18 protein-coding genes are annotated in these 22,293 nt (G+C 35.3%); 3 read left to right on the top strand and 15 right to left on the bottom strand.

From position 1 onward, the window contains the following. Positions 1–36: 36 nt before the first annotated feature. The 6 genes from scpA to ASG22_RS15105 form a co-directional block, all read right to left on the bottom strand. Positions 37–2,154 (bottom strand): methylmalonyl-CoA mutase, encoded by a 2,118-nt coding sequence (gene scpA / locus ASG22_RS15130; RefSeq protein WP_055986358.1) that lies wholly within the window; start codon positions 2,152–2,154, stop codon positions 37–39. 349 nt (positions 2,155–2,503) lie between these two features. Then, complete coding sequence (locus ASG22_RS15125) at positions 2,504–4,615, bottom strand: prolyl oligopeptidase family serine peptidase (RefSeq protein WP_055986355.1); 2,112 nt, start codon at positions 4,613–4,615, stop codon at positions 2,504–2,506. A 76-nt stretch (positions 4,616–4,691) separates the two neighbouring features. After that, complete coding sequence (locus ASG22_RS15120; RefSeq protein ID WP_055986353.1) at positions 4,692–5,357, bottom strand: hypothetical protein; 666 nt, start codon at positions 5,355–5,357, stop codon at positions 4,692–4,694. A gap of 301 nt (positions 5,358–5,658) precedes the next feature. Then, entirely contained in the window at positions 5,659–6,744 is a 1,086-nt protein-coding gene (gene prfA, locus ASG22_RS15115; RefSeq protein ID WP_055986350.1) for a peptide chain release factor 1, read from the bottom strand. 248 nt (positions 6,745–6,992) lie between these two features. Beyond that, a complete protein-coding gene (locus ASG22_RS15110; RefSeq protein WP_055986347.1) occupies positions 6,993–8,057 on the bottom strand; it encodes a T9SS type A sorting domain-containing protein in 1,065 nt (354 codons plus the stop codon). A 185-nt stretch (positions 8,058–8,242) separates the two neighbouring features. After that, positions 8,243–10,327, bottom strand: coding sequence for a T9SS type A sorting domain-containing protein (locus ASG22_RS15105; RefSeq protein ID WP_055986344.1), 2,085 nt, complete (start codon positions 10,325–10,327; stop codon positions 8,243–8,245). A gap of 153 nt (positions 10,328–10,480) precedes the next feature. On the opposite strand from ASG22_RS15105, the gene ASG22_RS15100 reads away from it, so the two are divergent. Then, positions 10,481–11,350 carry a helix-turn-helix transcriptional regulator gene (locus ASG22_RS15100; RefSeq protein ID WP_238586926.1) on the top strand — a complete coding sequence of 290 codons (870 nt, stop codon included), beginning with the start codon at positions 10,481–10,483 and terminating at the stop codon, positions 11,348–11,350. A 100-nt stretch (positions 11,351–11,450) separates the two neighbouring features. Here ASG22_RS15100 and ASG22_RS15095 read toward each other — a convergent pair whose 3' ends face one another. From ASG22_RS15095 to ASG22_RS15085, 3 genes are all read right to left on the bottom strand, one after another. Continuing rightward, positions 11,451–11,747, bottom strand: coding sequence for a hypothetical protein (locus ASG22_RS15095; protein WP_185113813.1), 297 nt, complete (start codon positions 11,745–11,747; stop codon positions 11,451–11,453). A gap of 111 nt (positions 11,748–11,858) precedes the next feature. Further along, the gene (locus ASG22_RS15090) at positions 11,859–12,926 is read right to left on the bottom strand and encodes a serine hydrolase domain-containing protein (protein ID WP_055986339.1); all 1,068 of its coding nucleotides are present in this window, start codon (positions 12,924–12,926) and stop codon (positions 11,859–11,861) included. Between the two features lie 76 nt (positions 12,927–13,002). Further along, complete coding sequence (locus ASG22_RS15085) at positions 13,003–14,610, bottom strand: fumarate hydratase (RefSeq protein WP_055986335.1); 1,608 nt, start codon at positions 14,608–14,610, stop codon at positions 13,003–13,005. 160 nt (positions 14,611–14,770) lie between these two features. Here ASG22_RS15085 and ASG22_RS15080 point away from each other — a divergent pair, with 160 nt between their 5' ends. Together ASG22_RS15080 and fumC are read left to right on the top strand one after the other, a co-directional pair. Next, on the top strand, positions 14,771–15,214 hold the full coding sequence (locus ASG22_RS15080; RefSeq protein ID WP_055986332.1) for a hypothetical protein: 444 nt from the start codon (positions 14,771–14,773) through the stop codon (positions 15,212–15,214). Between the two features lies 1 nt (position 15,215). Next, positions 15,216–16,610 carry a class II fumarate hydratase gene (gene fumC / locus ASG22_RS15075; RefSeq protein WP_055986329.1) on the top strand — a complete coding sequence of 465 codons (1,395 nt, stop codon included), beginning with the start codon at positions 15,216–15,218 and terminating at the stop codon, positions 16,608–16,610. 83 nt (positions 16,611–16,693) lie between these two features. On the opposite strand, the gene ASG22_RS15070 is transcribed toward fumC, so the two are convergent. The 6 genes from ASG22_RS15070 to ASG22_RS15045 form a co-directional block, all read right to left on the bottom strand. Then, a complete protein-coding gene (locus tag ASG22_RS15070) occupies positions 16,694–17,734 on the bottom strand; it encodes an outer membrane beta-barrel protein (protein WP_055986327.1) in 1,041 nt (346 codons plus the stop codon). 29 nt (positions 17,735–17,763) lie between these two features. After that, positions 17,764–18,375 (bottom strand): hypothetical protein, encoded by a 612-nt coding sequence (locus ASG22_RS15065; protein WP_055986323.1) that lies wholly within the window; start codon positions 18,373–18,375, stop codon positions 17,764–17,766. Continuing rightward, on the bottom strand, positions 18,362–18,922 hold the full coding sequence (locus ASG22_RS15060) for an RNA polymerase sigma factor (protein ID WP_055986319.1): 561 nt from the start codon (positions 18,920–18,922) through the stop codon (positions 18,362–18,364). Before ASG22_RS15060 ends, ASG22_RS15065 begins: the two co-directional genes overlap by 14 nt. Before the next feature lie 123 nt (positions 18,923–19,045). After that, positions 19,046–19,969, bottom strand: a complete 924-nt coding sequence (locus ASG22_RS15055) for a Dyp-type peroxidase (RefSeq protein ID WP_055986317.1) — start codon at positions 19,967–19,969, stop codon at positions 19,046–19,048. Positions 19,970–19,991: 22 nt separating this feature from the next. Continuing rightward, the gene (locus ASG22_RS15050) at positions 19,992–20,720 is read right to left on the bottom strand and encodes an ABC transporter ATP-binding protein (RefSeq protein WP_055986314.1); all 729 of its coding nucleotides are present in this window, start codon (positions 20,718–20,720) and stop codon (positions 19,992–19,994) included. Positions 20,721–20,723: 3 nt separating this feature from the next. Further along, the gene (locus ASG22_RS15045) at positions 20,724–22,190 is read right to left on the bottom strand and encodes a DUF5687 family protein (RefSeq protein WP_055986311.1); all 1,467 of its coding nucleotides are present in this window, start codon (positions 22,188–22,190) and stop codon (positions 20,724–20,726) included. Between the last annotated feature and the right edge of the window lie 103 nt (positions 22,191–22,293).

The raw sequence follows: 22,293 nt of genomic DNA, 5'->3' as shown, positions 1-22,293 counted from the left end.
CAAAAGCTGTGCAATTTATAAGTTGTAAAAGTTAATTTAATGTAAAAATTTCTCCAAAATATCAACTGCGCACTTGGGAAGATTCGTTCCCGGACCGAAAATAAAATCAGCTCCGTTGGCATATAAAAATTCATAATCCTGTTGAGGAATTACGCCTCCAACAACGATCGTGATATCATCTGCGCCGAGTTTTTTCAGTTCTTCCACCACCTGTGGAACTAAAGTCTTATGTCCGGCTGCCAAACTTGAAACCCCTAAAATGTGAACATCATTTTCAACCGCCTGTTTCGCCACCTCTTCCGGAGTCTGAAATAAGGGAGCAACATCTACGTCAAATCCCATGTCTGCAAACGCCGTCGCCACTACTTTTGCACCTCTGTCGTGACCATCCTGTCCCATTTTTGCCACCATAATTCTTGGACGGCGACCTTCTTCTTCCTCAAATTTTTGGGTAAGCTCGAGCGCCTGACTAAAATATTCGTTTTTACCTGCATTCATGGCATAAACTCCTGAAATTGTTCTGATATTCGCTTTGTATCTTCCGAAACTTTCTTCCATCGCATCACTCATTTCTCCCAATGTCACTCTTCTACGAGCTGCTTCAATGCACAATGCCAGAAGGTTTCCTTTTCCAGACTTCGCACATTCACGAATTTCATCTAAAATTTGGCTCACCGCTACGGTGTTTCTATTTGATTTTATAGATTCTAATCTTTCGATTTGTTTTCTGCGAACTTCCGTATTGTCAATATCAAGAATCTCAATTTGACCTTGTTTTAATGAAGATCTGAATGAATTTACCCCAATAATAAATTCTTCCCCACTATCAATTTTAGCCTGTTTTTTTGCTGCTGCTTCCTCAATTCTCATCTTTGGAATCCCGGCCTCAATAGCTTTTGTCATTCCGCCTTCCTGCTCTACCTCATCGATGTATTTCATGGCTTCTTCGATCATTTGCTGAGTCAGCGATTCCACTAAATTACTTCCACCCATCGGATCTACCACATCGCAGATTCCACTTTCCTGCTGAAGAATAATCTGAGTATTTCTCGCAATTTTTGCCGAATAATCCGTCGGAAGAGCAATCGCTTCATCTAAAGCATTCGTATGAAGAGACTGGGTTCCACCTAAAGCTGAAGATAACGCCTCAATGGCTGTTCTTGTAATATTATTGAAAGGCTCCTGTTCCGTTAAAGACCAGCCCGAAGTCTGCGAATGTGTTCTTAATGCTAAAGATTTTTGATTTTGAGGATTAAATTGCTTTAGTAATGTAGCCCAAATATATCTTGCGGCACGCATTTTAGCAATTTCCATGAAATGATTCATCCCGATTGCCCAGAAAAATGATAATCTTGGAGCAAAATCATCGACATTCATTCCTGCTTTTATTCCGGTTCTTACGTATTCCAAACCGTCTGCAAGCGTATAAGCCATTTCCAGAACCGGAGTTGCGCCGGCTTCCTGCATATGATATCCTGAGATAGAAATTGAATTGAACTTCGGAATATTTTTAGAAGTATATTCAAAAATATCGGCAATAATCTTCATAGAAGGTGTGGGCGGATAAATGTAGGTATTTCTTACCATAAACTCCTTCAAAATATCATTCTGAATCGTTCCTGAAAGTAAATCCTGAGAAACTCCCTGCTCTTCTGCCGCTACAATATAGAAAGATAAAATAGGCAAAACTGCCCCGTTCATCGTCATGGAAACCGAAATTTGATCTAATGGAATTTCATTAAATAAAATCTTCATATCCTCCACAGAATCAATAGCAACTCCTGCTTTTCCTACATCACCAACAACTCTTGTATGATCTGAATCGTACCCTCTGTGTGTCGCCAGATCAAAAGCCACGGAAAGTCCTTTTTGACCTGCAGCCAAATTTCTTCTGTAAAAAGCATTTGACTCTTCTGCTGTGGAAAAACCTGCATACTGGCGGATCGTCCACGGTTTCTGAACATACATTGTGGAATAAGGTCCTCTTAAATAAGGTGCAATTCCCGGAGAACCATCAGCAATGGTCTTATCTTTTATGTCTTCTTTTTTATAGGCAGATTTCAGTTGCAATCCGTCTTTTTCAAAGAAATAGACTTCCGTATTTTTTTCAGTTATATTAAATTGAGGAGTTTTATTCTGAACTTCCCGTCTCATACTTTCAGATTTATTATATGGCTAAAATTACACTTTTTTGAAATAATACATTTATGTTAATTTTTCTGCTAGTTTTTAATAGACAAAGAGATTTTTTCTTGTTTAAAATTCATGCCAATGATTGTGGATATCTTGTGAATATCTTATGGAAAGGGTATTTATAAGCTGTTATGAAAGATAAATTTGACTAAAGCCAATAAGATTATATTTAAACATAAAAAGCGAGCTAAAGCCCGCTTCTATTGGTATTTGATAAATTTATTTAGTGATTCAATTCTATATTTTACAAACATTCACTGTAATGTTTATAACTTGTGAATATAAAAATCTTAATAGTTTAACATTATAATTATTTCCCTAATTTCTTAATTCCCATTTCAAAAAGTGCAAAAGATAGCAAATCTGCATTTTCACTGATTACCTGGTCGGTTGCTCTTCCTGCTCCGTGTCCCGCATTTTTTTCAATTCTTAGCAAAATCGGGTTGTTACAAACTTGTTTTTCCTGCAATTCTGCTCCAAATTTAAAAGAGTGCGCCGGAACTACTCTGTCGTCGTGATCACTTGTAATAATCATTGTTGAAGGGTAGCAAGTTCCTGCTTTTACATTGTGAACCGGAGAATATGATTTTAAGTAATTAAACATTTCTTTGTTGTCTTCAGCAGTTCCGTAATCGTATGACCAACCAGCTCCCGCTGTGAACTTATTATATCTTAGCATATCCAGAACACCAACTCCCGGGAAAGCTACTCTTGCTAAATCCGGACGCATTGTCATTGTTGCACCAACCAATAATCCGCCGTTTGATCTTCCAGATAACGCCATGTATTCTTTTGAAGTATAACCTTTTGCCTGTAAATATTCTCCTGCAGCGATGAAATCTTCAAAGACATTTTTCTTCTCCATTTTTGTTCCTGCGTCGTGCCATTTTTTACCATATTCACCACCTCCACGAATGTTTGGAACGGCATAAATTCCACCGTTTTCCATCCAGATTGCATTTACTACTGAGAAAGACGGCTGTAAACTGATGTTGAAGCCTCCGTAAGAATATAATATTGTAGGATTTTTACCGTCGAGTTTTATTCCTTTTTTATAATTAATCATCATTGGAATTTTAGTTCCGTCTTTTGATGTATAAAACACTTGCTCAGAAATATAATTTTCAGGATTAAATTTCACTTTCGGTTTCTGATAAATTTCTGATTTTCCTGAATCTGCATTGAATTTATACGTTGTTCCCGGCGTAATATAATTGCTGAACGAAAAATAGAGTTCCTTTTCTTTTTCTTTTCCTCCGAAGCCTGAAACATTTCCTTTTCCGGGAAGTGCAATTTCTCTGATTAGTTTTCCGGTTTTATCGTATTGTTTCACCTGATCAATCGCATCAATCATATAGGTTGCAAAGAAATAACCGCCACCACCTGAGATACTTAATACATTTTCAGTTTGAGGAATAACATCTTTCCACGTTTCGGGAGACGGATTTTTAATCGTCGTTTTTACTAAACGCATATTCGGGGCATCTTTATCGGTAAAAATGAAAAGATTATCACCTTCCGTATCAACAATATTGACATTGATGTCGAAACCTTTATTAATACGAACAAAATCGCCGCCGTTTTTTAAATCTTTTATGTATAATTCATTTCCATTAGTCGCATCCGCCGCAGAAATAATTAAATATCTCTGATCTTCGGAAACTCCCGCTCCCAAATATCTTCTTGGTGTTTTATCACCCCCGAAAATCAATTGATCTGCAGATTGTTTTGTTCCTAATTTGTGAAAATAAACCTTGTGCTTATCTGTCATTCCGGAAAGTAGAGTTCCTTCTTTGGGTTTGTCGTAACTTGAATAATAAAACCCCTCATCGCCCTGCCACGAAATTCCGCTGAATTTTACATCAAGTAAAGTTTCATCGATCTGTTTTTTCGTAATGGCATCAATGATGATGATCTTATTCCAGTCACTTCCGCCTTCTGAGATAGAATATGCCGCTAAATTCCCTTTTTTGTTAAAAGATAATTGAGAAAGCGAAGTTGTTCCTTTATCAGAAAACTTATTAGGATCTAAGAAAACTTCTGTTGTCTTCGTTTTATTATTTGTTCTGTACAAAACAGACTGCGCCTGCAATCCGTCGTTTTTATAATAATAGGTATAATCTCCTTCTTTGAAGGGCGCTGAAATTTTCTCATAATTCCAGATGTCTCTCAATTGATTTTTGATTTCGTCTCTGAAAGGGATTTTGGAAAGATAACTCTGGCTGTGCGCCACCTCATCGTCTACCCATTTTTTGGTCGCTTCGGAATCATTTTCCAAATCTCTGTATGGATCGGCAACCGCAGTTCCAAAATAGGTATCTGTCTGATTCCCTTTTATTGCTTTAGGATAATTCATTTTTTGTGAATACAATGTTGCCGAAAACAAGACTCCGGCAGTTAATAAAATCGGTCTGAATTTCATAGTAAGCTATTTCATCAAAAATAAGGAATCTGTTTTACATAAAAAAAGCTATCTCTAAAGACAGCTTGTATATCTACTAATTGGCATTTTTAAGATAAAACGCATTGAGCTTCCAGTTGAGTTCTTCCGGACCTCCGTTCCAATAATAGGTATTTTCTCCGGCTTTCACCTGAAACAGATTAAATTTCTGTTCTGAAGTTATCACTTTATCAGCTTTCTTAAAGTAAACCGTAAGATCGGCAAGATATTTTTTCACTTCTTTTATACCTGCTTTTTTTATATCATTCATTTTGAGTTCTGATGTATTCTTCGGGACTTTGAAATTAACATCAAAAGTCACTTCAGACATTTCCTGAGTTTTAGAATCTGTAATCGGAACAGATTTTATACTTTTAATTGTGTACTTGGCATTTTTATAATTCTCCATCAATACCGTGAAATATTTTTCAGTTTCAACTTTACAGGCCGCTGCTACCTCCGGAGAAAGATTAGACAGAAAAATCTCTGTAAAATAATTGATTTTACCGGTATAACTTTCATTAAGACTCATCCTAAATGTGTAATCTTTTCCGAGGAAATTAATAAGATAACTGTTGAGCTCCCTTAATGATTCGTCGTCATGTTTTACAAAAGAATCAAAGTAAAGTTTGAAAACACTTTCAGGCGGTAATACATTTTGAGATTTGAAGTTTTGGGCGCAAAAAATAAATATCAACACAAATATTGCGTTAATTTTTTTCATAGTACAATTTATTTAGGTTTGAACAATAAAAAACCTTTAACTATAAAAGATTTTTATAAATGTATAGCTTTTATTTAAAATAAATCAACTGTAATGAGTTAAAATTACTTATTATTAAAAACAAAAATACCGAAAGAATGTTAATAATCTGATTTTATAACAGTTATATGTAGCATAGTATGTTACAGTTATTAAAAAATTATCCATTTTGTGATATATATGTAATTAATTCCACTTTATTGAAACGAAAAAAGCTTCCGATTTCTCAGAAGCTTTCTTTATTTTTTTGAAGGAAAAAAGATTAATAATTATCTTCTTCACCTTTCATTTTTTCTGCATTTTCTGCCATGATAACAGCATCGATCATTTCAGAAATATCACCATTCATATAGGCATCAAGATTATACATTGATTTGTTGATCCTATGATCGGTAACTCTTCCCTGAGGATAGTTATATGTTTTGATCTTTGCAGAACGGTCACCGGTAGAAACCATCGACTTACGCTGTGCAGCAATATCTCCTACAGATTTCTGTACTTCAATATCATATAATTTCGTACGAAGCATTTCCATCGCCAATTCCCTATTTGCCAACTGAGAACGTGCCTGCTGACAAACAACGACCATTCCTGAAGGTTTGTGCGTTAACTGCACTTTGGTTTCAACCTTGTTTACGTTTTGTCCACCTGCTCCACCGGAACGAGAAGTCTGCATTTCTATATCGGCAGGATTTAGTTCAAAATCGATTTCTTCGGCTTCCGGCAAAACAGCAACGGTAATGGCAGAAGTATGCACTCTACCTTGAGATTCTGTTTCAGGAACACGCTGTACTCGATGAACACCGGATTCAAACTTCATGATTCCGTACACGCCGTCGCCTTCAATTTTTAATATAAGTTCCTTATATCCTTTTGCAGCTTCACTAGAGTCTGTGATTTCGTGCTTCCAGCCTTTGGTTTTAAAAAACATCGTATATGCTCTGTAGACATCTTCCACGAAAATAGCCGCTTCATCCCCACCGGTTCCGGCACGAAGTTCTACGATCACGTTTTTGTCATCGGTAGGATCTTTAGGAATCAAAAGTACTTTCAATTCTTCTTCCAGACCCGGAAGTTTACCCTGCGCTTCTACTTTTTCCTCTTTTGCCATTTCGACAAGATCTCTGTCTGAACCATCGGCAATTATTTCTTCTGATTCGGCAATATTATCTAAAGCACCTTTATATTGGTCGTAAACTCTAACAATTTTTCCCAAATCACTATATTCTTTATTCAGAGAAGAATATTTTTTTTGGTCTGAAATGATATCAGGCTGAATAATAAGGTCTGCAACCTCATTATATCTTTGTTTTATAGCTTCTAGTTTTGGAATTAAACTCTTAGACATAGTCAAAATTTAGTTTGCAAAGATACGGATTGATGGCTAACAAAAAAAGGCCATTTTCATGAGCTTTTGTAATTATTGATTTGATTTTTATTTAATTATCATTTTTCGATTGCAATTTTCATCAAACTGAGTATTGAAATTTCATCTTTTTATTTTTAGCCAAAGGATAAATTTTAAATGAACTGATTATATAAAAGAACAAAGGACTTTATAAAAAGTCCTTCGTCTATCAATCAAATAAGTAGAAATTAATTCTTAACCACTTTTTTAGACAACGATTGTCCGTTCTTTAATTTTAATTCTACAATATAAATTCCATTAGGAAGTCCCTGCATATTAATTTGTTTATCTGAAAACTGTACGTTTACTTTTTGCCCAGCAATGTTGCTAACATTTACGGTTTCGATGAATGAATCAGCTTTAATAGTAAGAATTCCGTTGGTCGGGTTTGGATAAACAGCGATTGCATTAGCTTTGGCAGCGATATCTGCCGTTCCCAATCCTCCTGTAAAATCTTTGGTACATCTTACAGATTCTCCCTGTCCTCTTGCACCTCCTGAAGTTGGTGTAACGATTGTACCTCCAACATATAAGAATTTACCTCCTGAAGATGCTGTATCTGAACTCCAGAAATATCCTCTCTGACCAACAAATGTGAATCCACCTGTTGTGTTACTTCTATATCCGCCCGCAGGTAATTTCAAATGACTGGCATACGCCGAAGCAGGATTATTCATTGAGTAATTATTGACAATCGTTACCCATTCTGCCGAAGTCGGAAGCCTCCACCCTTGTCCTATTGCCTTACAAGGATCTGTACCTATAGTTGATGTTGCTTCTGAAGAAGAAGTTGCTGTCCACGAATCACTTGCCGCATTACCTGCCCACCAAGAATCTGTACTCGATCCTATGATATACTTATTAGTTCCTCCCAATCCAGCAGGAGAGTTTGGAGATGTAGCTGTGGACGTTGGAGAATTTCTTTCCTGATGACCATCATCCCATCTTCCCCACTGAAAAAGATCTCCATAAGAATCTTCATCATTAAACGAATCTGCAACTTTTGTACTTCCTAAATTCTGCTGAAGCCATATTCTCCCATCTGACCCTCTTACCGTTGTGTAGGTAACATCTTCACCTTTATAAGTGAACGTTACACATCCTAAATCACCTGTATTATTTCCCGGATCTGTATTGTTACAAACCGGATTTGTCTGTCCTCCCTGCTGCGCATATGTATATGTTGAAACCATAATCGCCAACCCTAAACCTGCTCCAATTTTTCGAACCGTACAATATAAACTTCCAAACATATTAAATATTATTTTTATTTATTCTAAATTATCTTAAAATTTTCGGCAAAATTACTTTTGATTATCAAGAAAAAGTTATCATTTTCAAACAATCGGTTATCATATCAGATTTAAGGTTACATATAAAATAAAAAGACTGCCCGTGAGGACAGCCCATCTTTAATAAATCTAATGTAATATGAACTCTAATTTTTAATCACTTTTTTAGAAATTTTCTGTCCGTTTTTTAAGAATAATTCTACGATATACATTCCGTTTGGAAGTCCCTGCATATTAATCTGGTTATTAGAAAACTTAATCGTATTAATTCTCTGACCGACCACATTGGTCACATTTACAGTATCAATTGCAGTATCTGTTTTAATATTTAAAATTGCATTGGTTGGATTTGGGTATACTCCTACCGTTATCGTCTTTTTAATATCGTTAGTACCTAAACCCATTGTAATGTCTTTAATGCATCTTACCGACATACCGGCATCTCTTCCCGCACTATTGGTTAAAGTAGAAAACTGACTGATGTATAAATGCTGACCGTTTCCTGTATACGAAGATGAAGATGAAGACCAAAGATATAATCTGGTTCCCGGAGAGAAAATTCCGTTATAATCTTTCATTCCTGCAGGAACTAATTTTAAATTGCTTGAAAGAGCAGAATTAAATTCAGTAATATTTTCAGCAGTCATGGCAGCATTTATTTCATCAACATTCGGAAGCCTCCAGTTTGCAGCAATTGCCCGACAAGGATCAGCCCCGTTTGTTGAGGTTGAAGCAGCAGCATTTTCAGCCTCCCATTTATCCGAAGTTATCCCATTTTTCCACCAGTTTGATGAAGAATTATAACCTGCAGAATAAAAAGAAGCACTACCTCCGGCTAATCCCGATGGATCATTTGCTGAAGGAGCAGCGATTAATGTAGAATTTCTTTTTTGATGACCGTCATCCCACCTTCCCCACTGGAAAAGATCTCCGTAAGAATCTTCATCTGTAAGAGAAGTCGCCACTTTTGTACTTCCTAAATTTTGCTGAAGCCAGATTTTCCCGTCTGCACCTCTTACTGTTGTATACGTTACCGACTGACCTCTGTAATTGAAGGTTATACAACCCAAATCACCTGTATTATTTCCCGGATCTGTATTGGTACAAGTCTGAGGCGGAACCGGTAATGCAATTCTCTTCACTCTTGTGGTTCCTTGAGAATATGCCAATACCAAATAATTATTAACATTATCTACCACAACATCATTATACATCGCCTGACCGTCAGAAATAAAATCTCCTCCGAAAGTTCCCCAAGTATTTGTTGTATTGTCTAATTTATATGCTGTATTTTTTAATAAATCATCATTTTCCCAACGGCTTGCTACAACATAAGGATCTCCTGCCGCAGTAACAGCGAGTGCAACATGCTGAACTTTCCCTGTAGAAAAATATGGGTTTCCAACCTGAATCCAAGAAGTTCCGTCAAATTTTTTAACATTTAATTTTGTTCCGTTTGCTGAGTTTGAAACATACGCAACATATAAATTATTATTCGCATCAATAGCAATATCAGACGTATACTGTTCACCGGAAGTCGCAGCATCAACAATATTTCCACCCACTAAATTCCAATTGTCGGATGTACCTGCATTCGTAGAATTTTCGTAAACCCTTACTCCGCCGGATAAATTACAAGTATACACCTTATTATTTGATCCGATTACCATTTCTGCAAAAGCTGCTCCGTTAGAAAATCCCGTATTTCCAACTTGTTCCCAAGCTCCGTTTACATAACGCTGAACCGTTCCCGAATTATGAATTGAATACGTAAACAAAACATTTGAAGATGAAACCGCGGATGCCTGATAATTAATTGTACTTGTTACTGGACTTTGCAACTGCGTCCAAGAAACACCGTTAAACTGACGAACTTCCAGTCCCGTTCCTTGATTTGTATAATAAAGACTATTGCCTGCCGCATTTATTGACAACGAATTAAAAGTTGCAAAACTGTTTGTAATTCCGGCACTTCCACCGACGTACGACCAATTTGTACCGTCAAACTTCTGAACAGATCCTTTGCCAACCGAGACATCATAGTAAGACAGATAGTAATTTCCTACATTATCAACCAATAAATTATTATAACTGCTTCCTCCTGCAGATACATTTTCAGAAGAACCTACATTTTGCCATTGTTGTGCAGTAGCAAAATTATTTCCTGTAACCGATACCACAATAGCTCCAATGCTGATTTTAGTTATAACAGAATATAAATTTTTAAACATAACGATTATTATTTTTATTTATTCTAAATTATATTTATTTTTGTGCAAAATTAGCTGACATCTGAAATTCTTACTTATCATTATCAAACTATCGATTATCTGATGCAGGCTTTTTTTACAATAACACTATTTATGAATACAAAATCAGGGAGTATGATGAAACATGTAAAAAGAGGATTGTTATTCAGATCGGAGGATATAAAAGTTATTTTTCACGAGGACTTTGTGACAGAAAAGTTTCAAAAGTCGAGCATGATCGAAAGCAAATCGAGTTTTAACCTTCTCTTTCTGCTAAGCCCAAATATTCATCTGGAAGCTAATGATTGTGGCATCAATCTTTTATTTAAAAAAAACCAATACATCCTTCATTATTCTTCAGAAGAAAGTGTAGCAGAACTCTGGACGGAGCATCAGGAAGTTTTAAAATATCTTCAGATTCAAATAGGATATGATTATATATTCAACCTTATTAATCCTGATTCCAATAAAGAAAGTTCTGACATTCTGGAAAGTATGATAAAAAATAATTATATTTTTCTCCACAAGCAGACACCGCCTCATATGACAGTGGAAATGCATATGATATTACGTGAAATTACAGGATATTCCCGAAAAGGAGTGATGCAGAAATTATTTATTGAAGCTAAAATTATTAAACTTCTGATATTAATTTTCGAACAATTCAATGAAAAAAATATCATAAAGGAAACTCCACAAACTCCGGCAATGATTAAAAAATTTGTGGACGAAAACTATCACAAAAACATAAAAGTGGAGGAAATCGGAAAAATCATCGGAATCAATCAGAATAAAATACGAAAAGAATTTAAGGCACAATACCATATTACCGTGAGCGATTATATTTCGGAACTCAGAATGCTTAAAGCTAAAAAACTGATTATCGATAAAAATATCATGATTAAAGAAATCGCCATTGAATGCGGTTACGAATACGTGCAAAACTTTACAAGAGCATTTAAGAAAAAATTCGGAGTTTCACCGGAAAAACTTCGATTGGGGTAAAAAAGTAAAAACCACTTAAAATAATTAAGTGGTTTTATATATGTTGTTTTGCTTTGATATTACTTTTTCAGAATTCAGGTGAAAAAGTAATGACAATCAATTAATGATGTCCGTGACTATCGTGGCTGTGGTCATGTATAAAAGGACCGTGACCTTTCGGCTCGTTGTAGATAACCTCTACTCCTTCCTGCTCGTAAACCATTTTGCTTCTAATATCCTCAGGATCAAAAGGTTTAATTTTTCCAAAATACTCTTTCAAACCTTCAGTCAACCACATAGGAATTACCAATCCGAAGAACATGAAAATACACCAGAACCCCACCAAGAACATTGTAATGAAGAAAATAGTCCAAAGGAACTGGTAAAACGGCCAAAATGCTGATAAAATCGTTATCATTTTTCTTATAGATTTTAGGCAAAAGTAGGGCTTTTTATTTTTTTACACAAAAGATATATGTCCTATTTTATTATTTATTTTGATTTTAAACTAGTTTGAAACTATTTTGCTTTATTTATTTGAGTTAATCAAAACCAATTTAGCAATATCTCTCGTAATCTGTGTAGGCGAATGGCAATCACAATTACTGAATCCTATTACATAAATATCCTCATCCGGAATATAAACACCCATCGATTTAAAGCCAAAAATACTTCCTCCATGCTCTCTTGTAGAGATTCCGTCTATATCTTTCAAATGCCATCCGTAGCCATAGGTATATTCTTCACTGTTATTAAGGTGATATTTTGTGAAAGCTTTTTTACCCTCTTCCTTATTCAAAATAATATTTTTATTGAGTACATTTTGCCATTTCAACATATCTTCTACTGTAGACATCAGCGATCCTGAAGCAAACGGAACACTAAAATTAATCACCGTTTTATTAACATAACCATCACTTTTCTGGTGATATCCGTAAGCCCTGTTCTTAATTATTTTCCTGTCTGAAGCGTAAAAAGAATTATCCATCCCAGCTTTTTCAAAGATATTTTTCCTGATAAAATCTTCATATTTTTCACCCGTAATTTGTTCAATTAAATGTCCAAGCAAAACATAGCCGGAATTGTTATAATCAAATTTTTCTCCCGGTTTAAAATCAACAGGTTCATTTTTAAAGAAATCAACCATCATTTTTGGAGACATTTCTTTCTGGGCAATTTCTGAAATAGATTTCATTTTTGTAAAATCTTTGATGCCTGAAGTATGTGTTAAAAGCTGATGAATCGTAATAGAATTTCCCGAAGGATAATCTGGAATATATTTTGAAACAGGATCATTTACATTTAATTTCCCCTGAGATTCAAGAATTAAAATAGAAACAGCCGTAAATTGTTTGGTCATGGAGCCAATCTGAAAAACGTTTTTTGGAGTCATATCCACGTTTAATTCCAAATTAGCTTTTCCAAAAGCTTTCTCGTAAATAATCTTTCCTTTTTTTGAAACAAGAACAACTCCGCCCGGAGCATTGTGATCTTTAAATTCTGTCTGTATTATACTGTCAATTTTGGCTTCAGTTTGAGCAAAAGAAAAATTGAAACCAATTGTGCTGAATATTAAGGTAAGTAAAATATTTTTCATGATACTATTTTGTATTGCAAAAATACTATTAATTAAAGTACCATGCAATACAAAGTAGTATTTATTTTATATATTTTTAATGAGCAAGATTCGCAAAGAAATCATTTCCTTTATCATCTGTAATAATGAATGCAGGGAAATCTTTTACTTCAATTTTTCTTACTGCTTCCATTCCTAATTCAGGGAAATCTACGACCTCAACTGACAAAATATTATCTTTTGCCAAAATTGCAGCAGGACCACCGATAGAACCGATATAGAAACCGCCGTATTTATGACATGCATTGGTAACATCTGCTGTTCTGTTTCCCTTTGCCAGCATTACCATACTTCCTCCGTGGCTTTGGAATTCGTCAACGTAAACATCCATTCTTCCCGCCGTTGTCGGTCCGAAACTTCCCGAAGCCATTCCTTCCGGAGTTTTTGCAGGACCCGCATAATAAATCGGGTGATTTTTGAAATATTCAGGCATTGGCTGTCCTGCATCCAACAATTCTTTGATTTTTGCGTGGGCAATATCTCTTGCAACGATCAACGTTCCGTTTAATTTTAATCTTGTTTTTATGGGATATTTTGAAAGTTCAGCCAAGACTTCCGGCATTGGTTTATTCAAATTAATCTCTACCGCTTCTTCCAAATGTGGCGGAGTTGCCGGTAAAAATCTCTTCGGATTTTCTTCTAACTGCTCTAAAAAAATACCTTCTTTGGTAATTTTACCTTTAATATTTCTGTCTGCCGAACAGGAAACTCCCATCCCGACCGGGCAAGAAGCAGCGTGACGAGGCAATCTGATTACTCGAACATCGTGTGTTAAATATTTTCCACCAAATTGTGCTCCGATTGAACTTTCCTGACAGATTTTCTGAACTTTTGCCTCCCACTCCAAATCTCTGAATGCCTGTCCAGCTTCATTTCCTTCTGTCGGTAAATTATCGTAATATTTTGCGGATGCTTTTTTTACTGCTGCTAAATTGGCTTCAGCAGAAGTTCCTCCGATCACTAAAGCCAAATGATAAGGTGGGCAAGCCGCAGTTCCCAAGTCCGAAATTCTTTCTTTTACAAATGCTTCAAGAGACTTTTCGTTCAACAAAGATTTTGTCTTTTGATATAGGAAAGTTTTGTTGGCTGAACCCCCTCCTTTTGTTAAGAATAAAAACTCATAATAATCTCCTTTTTTAGCATAAATATCAATCTGTGCCGGGAGATTGGATCCGGAATTTTTCTCATCAAACATCGTTAAAGGAACTACTTGAGAATATCTTAAGTTTCTTTTTTGATAGGTATTGTAAATTCCTTTGCTTAAATATTCACCATCTTCAACGCCAGTGTAAACGTTTTCTCCTTTTTTGCCCATTACAATCGCAGTTCCTGTATCCTGACAAGATGGTAAAGCTCCTTCCACCGCAACTGCAGCGTTTTGCAATAAATTATAAGCAACGAATCTGTCGTTATCTGTAGCTTCAGGATCGTCAATGATTCTTCTCAAACTTTCAAGGTGTGAAGAACGGAGCATAAAAGAAACATCTGCCATTGCTTCCTCTGCTAAAAGTTCTAACCCTTTTGGATCGATGGTTAAAATTTCTCTTTCTCCATGTTTTTCAACTTTCACATAATCTGAAGTCAACTTCTTATATACCGTATCATCCTTCTGAATCGGATACGGATCCTGATATCTAAATTCCATTTCAATTTTTTATTGGTGCAAAAATAAAACATCGTGAAAAAAGCATGAGCAAAATCAGTCACTTAGATTGATATTTATAATGATTATAAATTGCAGGGTTTTTGATTAATGAGTAATTTTATAGAAACTTATTAGCATTTAAAATGTTTAATTAAATTCAATGAAAAATATTTTAATCTTAATTTTCTGTTCTATTATTAATAATAGTTTTGCCCAGAAAACATCAGAAAATATCGGTAAACTGTCAGGAATTTGGACAGGAACAATTGAAGAACACCCAATCAAATTTGAGATTTCACAGAATAAAATGAATTCTATAGTTTTCTCATTTACTAATTTTTTAAATGAAAAGTTTATTGTGCAAAAATCAGATGTGGCAACTAATGAAAAAAATGAATTTGTAATCAGTATTAAAGAAGCAAAATTTTCTCATCCCAATTTTGAAAAATGCATCTATACCCAAGGACTTCTTACGATTTCAGACGTAACACAAAATGATGTGAAATTAAATTTAAAATCAGTTGGACCCAAGTGTTTTCTGAGTTACGATGTTATAATGAATATGCCAGATATAAATAATCTAAAATTGACTAAAGAAAAATAATATGAATTACAGAATAGAAAAAGACACCATGGGTGAAGTGCAGGTTCCTGCTGATAAGTTTTGGGGCGCACAGACGGAACGTTCGAGAAACAATTTCAAAATCGGTCCGGAAGGCTCAATGCCACACGAAATTATCGAGGCTTTTGCGTATTTAAAGAAAGCCGCTGCTTTTACCAACACCGATTTAGGAGTTCTTCCTGCTGAAAAAAGAGATATGATCGCTAAAGTCTGCGACGAAATCTTAGAAGGAAAATTAAACGATCAGTTTCCTTTAGTGATATGGCAGACAGGATCTGGAACACAATCGAATATGAATGTGAATGAAGTAATTTCCAATAAAGCAAACGTGAACAATGGTGGAAATTTAGGTGATAAATCTGAAATTCATGCTAATGATGATGTAAATAAATCTCAGTCTTCCAACGACACTTATCCAACGGCGATGCACATTGCAGCGTACAAGAAAGTGGTGGAAACTACAATTCCTGCTGTTGAGAAACTAAAAAATACGTTGAACAAAAAAGCAATTGAATTTAAAGATATTGTTAAAATTGGGAGAACGCATTTAATGGATGCAACGCCTTTGACTTTAGGACAAGAGTTTTCAGGATATGTTGCTCAATTAAATTACGGAATTAAAGCTTTAAAAAACACGTTACCTCATCTTGCAGAATTGGCTTTAGGTGGAACGGCAGTAGGGACGGGATTAAATACACCTCAAGGTTACGACGTAAAAGTGGCTGAATATATTGCAAAATTTACCAATCTTCCTTTTGTAACGGCAGAAAATAAGTTTGAAGCATTGGCCGCTCATGATGCGATTGTAGAATCTCACGGAGCCCTAAAGCAACTTGCAGTGTCTCTATATAAAATTGCTCAGGATATTAGACTGATGGCTTCAGGACCTCGTTCGGGAATCGGCGAAATTCACATTCCTGAAAATGAACCAGGTTCTTCTATCATGCCGGGGAAAGTAAATCCTACTCAAAATGAAGCGCTGACGATGGTTTGTGCTCAGGTTTTAGGAAATGACACAACAATTTCTTTCGCTGGAACTCAGGGAAATTACGAGCTTAATGTTTTCAAACCGGTGATGGCATACAATTTCTTACAATCTGCACAATTAATTGCTGATGCATGTATTTCATTTAATGATCATTGTGCTATAGGAATTGAACCTAATAACGAGAGGATCAAAGAATTGGTGGACAAATCTTTGATGCTAGTAACCGCTTTGAATACGCATATAGGATATGAAAATGCAGCGAAAATTGCAAAAACAGCTCACAAAAACGGAACGACTTTAAAAGAAGAAGCAATCAATCTTGGGCTTGTCACTGCTGAGCAATTCGATGAGTGGGTAAAACCTGAAGATATGGTAGGAAGCTTGAAATAAAAAATTAGATTTAATTGTTAAATATGCACGAAAAGCGCCAAGAAAAATTTCCCGGTGCTTTTCCATTTAATATGAAAAATGTTTTATTCAAATCCAATACTTATCCCAAATACCAAAGCTTTATCATTTTTAAAATAGCTGTCTTTGAAATAGTTACTAAAATCTCTCTTTACAAAAACACTGATATTATCGTATGATACCGTAAACTGGGCACCATACACATAAGGATTTACCTGATAATTTCCTCTGTTTCTAAGCTCTGCATCATTTCCTTTGATGATATTATTGGTAGACATTTGTACACCGCCATAGACACTTGCCCCAATCTTAAAACCTTCATAACAACTTCTGTATTTGATATCCATTCCCGCATCTTTAACCTTTGAAAAATTATACTGAATCCCAAGCGGAACCATTATATATCCCGTTCTAAGCTTATTTTTATCAAGACTTCCCGAATATGTATCCAAATAAATTCCATTATCTGCATTTTTAGCAAAAACCATATCATTATCTGTACGAAGGGTTCTCCAAGCGAATCCCAAACCTGAAGTCAGTGCCCACGGGCTTGTTCTGCTGAATTGATAATGAAGTTTTAATCCAAATTCAAGATTGTTGGCGTATCCGATATTTTTATCCAATTCATTGTCCGGAAGATCATTGGTAAGTGTCATGATTCCGTAAGAGAAATATCCTGTAACACTTCTTGCCGGGCGGAATTTCTTTAATAATTTTGCTTTGATTTCTTCATTAGAAGTCACATCTGAATTAAGGAGCGAATACTTCACCTGCTTCTGAATAACATTATCCAGATCGAATCCTAATTCTTCTATTCTTTGGTCTATTTTCTCGGAATAACGGTCAGCAACCTGAGCTTTTTGCTTATCAAATTCCATTTTATCCAGATTTTTTGCCTGAAGTACAAGCAATTCTGCTTCCATTAGTTTTTTTTCTTCCTGAATAATCGTATTGATTTTAGACGCATATTCTTCCACTTTTTCTTTGACGATGGGGCTTACCTCTGTTTCTTTTTTAGAATTAAGGCTGATTTTCAAGCCTCTTTGTGCATAAGTAGATGCCGAAAAAAGGCACACAAATCCCGTCAGGATAAATTTCTTGATCATATAATTGTTTTTTATCGTTAAAAATTGGTTTATTTTATATTCAGATCGATCGTAGCAACGTTGCTTCCTTCTTTGGTTTTTTCAATAACGTCTTTATGCTCGACAGAGAAAAGCAATGTAGAAGGATCTACGTATCTTTTCTTTTTAGCAGGAACTTTCGAAGAATCTATTTGAGCTAAAACTTTCGGCTCTGAAATTTGAATTTTTTCCGTTATTTTTTCAGAAATATTTTCTTTTGGTACAACTTTCACCTCATCCGGTGCAGTCTGAATCTGCTGATTTCCTTTTTTTTCCTTAACCGCAAGCGTTTTTACTTCCTGAACTTTAGGATTCTCTATCGTTATAGGTTGATGTATACTTTCAGCCGTTTTCACATTTTCATTCACCGTAGGTTTTATCTTTTCCTGAACCATTTTCGGACTGTCTTTTGAAGTTTCTGTAAAGAAAAACAAAACAGCTCCAAGACTAAATGTCAGTACAAGGCAGGCTGCAACCAAATACCAGTTCAGGCGGGATTTTGGAGGCACATTATTTTGTAACTGAAATTCTATTTCAGACCAAAGATCTCTGGAAGGAGTAATTTCTCTTTCATCGATCTGTTTTTTTACCTGAATTTCAAAATTATCTTTAAACGTGTTCATTTTTTAATTTTTTTTGTTGTTGAAAGTAGATCTTTCTCAGTTTTTCTTTTGCTCTGAACAGTTGGGTTTTACTTACTGCCAAAGAAATCTGCAAGGTATCCGCAATTTCCTGGTGCGAATATTCTTCGATTACATATAGGTTGAAAACCATTCTGTAGGCATCCGGAAGCTGATCTAAAAGCTCCTGCGCATTAAAATCAAAAACAGTCTGCTCATCATGAATTTCTTCTAAAACTGAAGCATGAACATCATCGAGGTAAAAAACCGTCTTATGACTTTTGATAAAATTCAGACATTCATTTACTACAATTCTCCTCGCCCATCCTTCCAGATTACCATCACCACGAAAACTTTCAATATGTTTGAAAATTTTACAGAAAGCTTTTATTACACAATCTTCTGCCTGGTACAAATCGCTGATGTAACTTTTTGCCACACTCAAAAATTTCCTGACATTCTGATCATAAAAATTTTTCTGAGCAACCGGATCCTGTTTTTTCAGGCGACTCAATATATCTTCGTTTTTATTTTTGAACAAAAGCTTCATGGTTATTCTGTTTCTATCTTAAAGACAACAAATTTGTAAAAAGGTTACACAAAAAAATATTTTTTTATTTAATAATGAAAAAAGACAGAAACTTATTTCTGTCTTTTGCTTGATAAAGAGTAATTATCCTGAAAAATCATCCAGCATATTTCTTGTCGGGACAAAGAACAAAGTTCCCGTAGCTGCCGTGCTGAAATCTAAAATCCTGTCGTAATTTCCTACAGGATCTCCAATGAACATATTGGTAAGCATTTTTTTTGTCGTGCTAAATGTATTGGCATAGGAAATAAAATACGTTCCGAATTCTTTTGTAGAAGGACTTCCGAAAGGCATGTTGTCTCTTACAATTTTCAGTTCGTCACCGATATTTGCCAATGCGATATGCGAGTTGGCAGGTTTTACGTCATCCGACATTTCAATATCGTTTTCTTTGGATCTTCCGATGACTTTCTCTTGTTCTTCAGTCGAGAGACCTCGCCAAGCATCCATATTATGAAGGTATTTTTGAGTAAAAAGATAACTTCCGCCTTTATAATCAGTATCTTCATCACCTATCTTAGCGAAAAAATCCCGGTCTTCGTTATGCGGATTTTCTGTACCATCTACGAAACCCAGAATTGAACGGTCATCCCAATATTTAAATCCGTGAATTTCCAATATACTTTCTGCCACAGAACTCAAGAGTTTCGAAATCTCAATCGTCATATCGAAAATAATGCTTTTATCATCGGCTCTTAAATGAAAATGCAGATCTCCCGGAGTAGAAACGGCAGTATGTTTTTCACCTTTAATCTCTTCAAAATTCACCAATTCTTTGGGAAGCGGAGTCGGAAGATCCAAAATATTCCATGCATTATGACCAATTCCCATCACGCAACTCGCTCTGCTGTCGGGAAATCTGTTAAATACAGAATTATTAAGATTTAAAACTAACGCACATAACTGCTGAAAGACATCTTTTAGTTTTGGATCATCAATTAATTTCCAAACCATAAAAATGGTATTGGTATTCGGGTAATCGGTTACATTTTGAGATTCAATATTCATGGTTATTAGTTTCTAATTTTAATTAAATAATTTCCGCAGAAGCTGTAGAAGATACCTGATCTGCAAAATACTGCTCCAGATCTTTCAGTGTTTCTGGATTGGTCTGAATATCTTTCACCAACTGACCTTTATTCACAACCACAATTCTGTTGCAGACTTCCGTGGTGTGCGAAAGATCGTGGCTCGAAATAAGAAAAGTAACGCCTTCCTGTTTTGATAATTCTTTGATTAAATTCTTCAGTTTAATTTGCGTGGAAGGATCTAAATTGGCAAAAGGTTCATCCAGAATAATAATTTCCGGATTTCCGATGATGGCACCGATAATTCCTACTTTTTTCTGATTTCCCTTTGAGAGATCACGAACATATTTCCCGGAATTTAAAATTTCTCCATTAAAAAGATCATGAAACTGTTTCAAAAATTCATCAACAGAAGTTTTGTTCTGACCTCTCAGTTCACCAATAAAATAAAAATATTCTTCAGGCGTTAAATATCCTATCAGAAAAGAATCATCCACAAAAGCTGAAACTTTATTTTTCCAGGCTTCAGATTCGTTTACCTTAATCTCATCAATGCTAACAAAACCTGTCGTTGGCTGAATTAAATCTAACATTAAACTGAAAAGTGTCGTTTTCCCTGCGCCGTTATTTCCCACCAAACCGAAAGTTTCTCCCTTAGGAATTTCAAGGTTTTCTATATTGAGAACAGTTGCCTGCCCGTATGTTTTTGATAAATTATTAATTGTGATCATATATTAATCTTTGTTTTTGAATGCGTCTATTGTACTGTACTTTTCTACTTTATAATGCTTTACGATGATGTCGAATATTTTCTCTCTAAAAATAAACCCGATTAATCCTAAAACGCCAATGCTGATAACTCCTCCTGTAATAGTAAAGTAACGCTGCATCAGTGCGAAAACGATCATCGGTAACAGCATTTTAGGAATCAGTAGCAACATAGATTTCAGATTTAAAGAGTTTTTCTGTCCGAATCTTTTTTCCTTAGAATTAAGATCAATCTGCATTTTGTTGAAAGCTCCTGACCAGAGTGTAAACTGGGAATTTACTCCTATATTATAAAGTCCCGCAGCGATAAAGGTAAGGTAGATATCCCAGCCAAAATAGGCATAGCAAACTGCAAGAATCATAGAAAATGCCGTCACGATATTCATCAGCCACCATTTTGCTTTTAAATATTCTTTGTACGGAACATTTAAAGTCATCATCAACGGATAATACGAACTGTCGAACGCCGGAACCCTTTGCCCAAACATAAACTGAAAACCTCCCGTCACAAACAATCCCATCGCCATCATCATTGCCGGAGTTTTATAAATTGGGGAAGAAAACATCAGCAGCCCGTAAAAAAGAAACATCACACTGCCCAGCATCACACCTTTTGTCACTTTATTTCTTCGAAGCATCTTAATATCATTATTGATGAAAGTTCCTATAGCTCCGTATTTATTCAGAAAGGCAATATTTTCTGTTCTGCCGACTTCTTTTTTAGCCTCCAAGCCTTCATCCAGATAAAATACCTGATAGATATAATTAAAACTCACTTTCCATAATGCTGAAAACAAAAGAATAGAAATAACTAAAAAATAAGGTCTTTCATAAAAATTAAAGAAAAACTTCTCAGAATAAGAAAAAACCGGAACTATATTAAAGTATACCAATGCTGCCACTCCGCCAAAAATGCACGCAAAAACAATGGCTATATTTTCTTTATTATTAACAAGAATATTGATGAAATTATTTAAATAAAACAACAGAGAAACCCCGATAAACCACGCAAGAATACCTAAAACATCGTACCCATTAAATATTGCAATAACAGAAAACGTAATTAAAAACAAAGAGTTAAGCCAGCTTAACGCACTGATAAATGTTTTGATCAACATATAATTGACTAACGTTTTCTTAGGAATATTCAGTGTGAGAAACGGTTTGATGTTCTGTGTCGGCATTTGCTGCCAGATATATTTCAGGATGAGATCTACCGCCCAGGCTACCAATAAAAATCGAGAAACAATCTTTACAGGATTCTGATGCATTTCTTCTTGAACGTAAAAAAATGCGACAAAAGCACCTCCTGCCAGACATCCCATAAAATAGAGAATCCCGATAAAACGGAGAATCTTCATCGTGAGATTGATCCCTAAAGAAGTACCGCGGAAAAAACTTTTGATTTCTAATCTCAGAAACTTTAAAAACATACTTATCTTTTTTACATTAGTGATTGTAAAGATAAAAATGTTACAGGAATTTTGATGACAGCTTAAGAAATTCTGTTTAAACAAAAACAAAACTCTTGAAAAG

Origin of the sequence: Chryseobacterium sp. Leaf405, assembly GCF_001425355.1 — a bacterium.
In the GTDB taxonomy this organism is placed as follows: domain Bacteria; phylum Bacteroidota; class Bacteroidia; order Flavobacteriales; family Weeksellaceae; genus Chryseobacterium.
Note: the sequence above shows the minus strand (reverse complement) of the source record. Positions and strands in the feature narration are given on the sequence as shown.

Coding starts and splice junctions, on each gene's coding strand:
- ASG22_RS15080 (WP_055986332.1), top strand. CDS start 14,771: ATGAAAAATATTTTAATCTTAATTTTCTGTTCTATTATTAATAATAGT.
- ASG22_RS15045 (WP_055986311.1), bottom strand. CDS start 22,190: ATGTTTTTAAAGTTTCTGAGATTAGAAATCAAAAGTTTTTTCCGCGGT.
- ASG22_RS15050 (WP_055986314.1), bottom strand. CDS start 20,720: ATGATCACAATTAATAATTTATCAAAAACATACGGGCAGGCAACTGTT.
- ASG22_RS15110 (WP_055986347.1), bottom strand. CDS start 8,057: ATGTTTGGAAGTTTATATTGTACGGTTCGAAAAATTGGAGCAGGTTTA.
- ASG22_RS15060 (WP_055986319.1), bottom strand. CDS start 18,922: ATGAAGCTTTTGTTCAAAAATAAAAACGAAGATATATTGAGTCGCCTG.
- ASG22_RS15100 (WP_238586926.1), top strand. CDS start 10,481: ATGATGAAACATGTAAAAAGAGGATTGTTATTCAGATCGGAGGATATA.
- prfA (WP_055986350.1), bottom strand. CDS start 6,744: ATGTCTAAGAGTTTAATTCCAAAACTAGAAGCTATAAAACAAAGATAT.
- ASG22_RS15125 (WP_055986355.1), bottom strand. CDS start 4,615: ATGAAATTCAGACCGATTTTATTAACTGCCGGAGTCTTGTTTTCGGCA.
- ASG22_RS15055 (WP_055986317.1), bottom strand. CDS start 19,969: ATGAATATTGAATCTCAAAATGTAACCGATTACCCGAATACCAATACC.
- ASG22_RS15105 (WP_055986344.1), bottom strand. CDS start 10,327: ATGTTTAAAAATTTATATTCTGTTATAACTAAAATCAGCATTGGAGCT.
- ASG22_RS15090 (WP_055986339.1), bottom strand. CDS start 12,926: ATGAAAAATATTTTACTTACCTTAATATTCAGCACAATTGGTTTCAAT.
- ASG22_RS15120 (WP_055986353.1), bottom strand. CDS start 5,357: ATGAAAAAAATTAACGCAATATTTGTGTTGATATTTATTTTTTGCGCC.
- ASG22_RS15065 (WP_055986323.1), bottom strand. CDS start 18,375: ATGAACACGTTTAAAGATAATTTTGAAATTCAGGTAAAAAAACAGATC.
- ASG22_RS15095 (WP_185113813.1), bottom strand. CDS start 11,747: ATGATAACGATTTTATCAGCATTTTGGCCGTTTTACCAGTTCCTTTGG.
- scpA (WP_055986358.1), bottom strand. CDS start 2,154: ATGAGACGGGAAGTTCAGAATAAAACTCCTCAATTTAATATAACTGAA.
- ASG22_RS15085 (WP_055986335.1), bottom strand. CDS start 14,610: ATGGAATTTAGATATCAGGATCCGTATCCGATTCAGAAGGATGATACG.
- fumC (WP_055986329.1), top strand. CDS start 15,216: ATGAATTACAGAATAGAAAAAGACACCATGGGTGAAGTGCAGGTTCCT.
- ASG22_RS15070 (WP_055986327.1), bottom strand. CDS start 17,734: ATGATCAAGAAATTTATCCTGACGGGATTTGTGTGCCTTTTTTCGGCA.